This is a genomic window from Polaromonas sp. P1_E1_2, assembly GCF_056406035.1.
Genome location: NZ_JBFUAZ010000711.1, coordinates 1 through 1977, shown reverse-complemented (window position 1 = coordinate 1977; position 1977 = coordinate 1). Strand labels below are relative to the sequence as shown.

3 protein-coding genes are annotated in these 1977 nt (G+C 63.2%); all 3 read right to left on the bottom strand.

Features of this window, described 5'->3' with window-relative positions; genetic code table 11:
- Window positions 1-334: Bug family tripartite tricarboxylate transporter substrate binding protein (locus AC1D1P_RS22010; RefSeq protein WP_477674441.1), on the bottom strand; the 334-nt coding region annotated here is incomplete at its 3' end.
- A 346-nt stretch (window positions 335-680) separates the two neighbouring features.
- The gene (gene soxA / locus AC1D1P_RS22005; RefSeq protein ID WP_477674440.1) at window positions 681-1454 is read right to left on the bottom strand and encodes a sulfur oxidation c-type cytochrome SoxA; all 774 of its coding nucleotides are present in this window, start codon (window positions 1452-1454) and stop codon (window positions 681-683) included.
- On the bottom strand, window positions 1451-1774 hold the full coding sequence (soxZ, locus tag AC1D1P_RS22000; RefSeq protein WP_477669274.1) for a thiosulfate oxidation carrier complex protein SoxZ: 324 nt from the start codon (window positions 1772-1774) through the stop codon (window positions 1451-1453). The genes soxA and soxZ overlap by 4 nt, the downstream gene beginning before the upstream one ends.
- Window positions 1775-1977 lie beyond the last annotated feature (203 nt).

Here is a 1977-nt window from a genome sequence, read left to right as displayed (position 1 = left end):
GGTCAAAGGGCATGACTTTGCGGGTGGCTGTGGCATAGATGTGCACCGACGCATGGCTGGCCAGCAGGGTGTAGCCGTCGGCGGGCTGCTTGGACACGTAGTCGGTGCCGATCAGGCCACCCGCACCCGCGCGGTTTTCCACCACGACGGTCTGGCCCAGCGCCTGTGACAGGTGCGGCGCCATCATGCGTGACACGGTATCAACCAGACCGCCCGGTGGGAATTGCGCGACCAGTCTGATCGGCCCACGCGAAGGCCAGGCGCTTTGGGCGCTTGTCCATGCTGGAGCGGTCAGGGCAGAGATGCCGGCGGCCAGGACGTGACGACGTTTCATGKAGTGCTCCCGAAGGGCTGAAGGCTGCATTGGCAACCATCAACAGGATTGAAAGCGGGGAAGCGGCTGATGACATCTGGCGATCAGCAACTTGTGTGCCAATTCGACTGTTCAGGCATTCGCGCTTTGGAGCCGGGTTTTCTTTGTGCCCTCGACGCTGGCAGCAGGAGGCGCCTTCCTCACTCGGCCCAGGTCGTGTGACGGCATAAGCCTCATGTGACGGAAAGCCGGCACTGACCCGAACGGCACGGGTCCGGTTTTGAGATGATAAAAAGCGCAGCAGCCCTTCGCCGGATTTGCTCAATATGCTATGTAATTGATAGCACCCGCAGTACTGCCGCTCAAATCACGGCCGCACGCCCGGCGTCTCCATTGCCATGCCTTTTGCACGGGCATTCAGGTAAAGCTCCAGTTCCACCAGCTCCTGCACGCCATAGGCAAACGGCTCGGCACGCACCCCGCTCATGCAGCCGCGGATGCGGCGCTGCAGCGAACCCAGCGTCTGCCATTCGAGACGGTACACCGGGTAGCCCGTGGGATGTGCCTCGGGAATCAGGCTGCTGGCCAGACGCCTGCCGGCCAAACCGTCATGGCACTGCGCGCAGGACAGGTTGAGCTGGCCCATGCGCTGCGCGAAAAGCTGCTGCCCGCGCTGGCGGAAAGGCTCCAGCCGGGCATCATCGGGCGGCGATACCGGCAGACCGCGCGACTGCAGCGCCACATAGCTTTCCAGGCTCAGCAGATCCTGGCTTTCGGCGCGCAGCGGTGCGGCCTGCTGGTGATGCTGGCGGCACTGATTGATGCGCTGGCTCAAGGTGATGGGCCGGCCGAGTTGAATGTCAAACGCCGGGTATCGCGCCGACACGCCRCGCATGCTGTCCGGCGTTGTGTGGCAGCTGATGCACGCCTTTCCGTTGGCACCTGTTGGCTGCTTCCACAGCGCTTCGCCGTCCTTGACCCACAACATGCCGGGATTCAGCGCATCGTCTTTCTGCATGGCCTGGGTGGATGCGCTCATGTCCTCAAAGCCTGAACGGCGAAGGTCTTTTGGCGGCGCGGTCTGTGCGCCGGCATGGCATGCCAGCACGAAAGACAAAAGGCCCGCGGGGATGCGCGTCATCCCGTGACGGCCAGGTTGATGCTTTCAGTCTGCGCAAAACCGTTGTCGCCTTCCCAGCGAAGCACCAGCGTGCCGCTGTCGGTCGCCACGGTATGGAAGGCGAGGTAGGGATTGGCTGAGACAGCCGAAAACAGCTCAGCGCTGAAGATCAGTTCACCGTTGTAGCGGCAGCTGAAGGTCTTGATGATGTTGCGCGGCAGGACCTTGCCGTCCTCACCGGCGCGAAAGCCGGTTTCCATCGGGTGGCCTATGGTCGCGCGTATCTCGATGACTTCACCGCGTATGGCGCTGGCGGGTGCGTTGATGAGCGTGCGAGTCATATCAGTGATCTCCCAAAGAGCCACGCCGCGAAGGAGGCAGGGAACTGCAGGCGAGAGGCGGTGAGTGACCGTGGGGGCTCTTTTCTTCGCCAGCAGGGGCCGCGGGACTGGCTTTGCCAGACCGCAGGCGCAGCGGCCCCCTTGGGGGGCAGGGAGCTACACGAAGTGAGCGACCGTGGGGGCTCACGTATCGCCTTCAATAC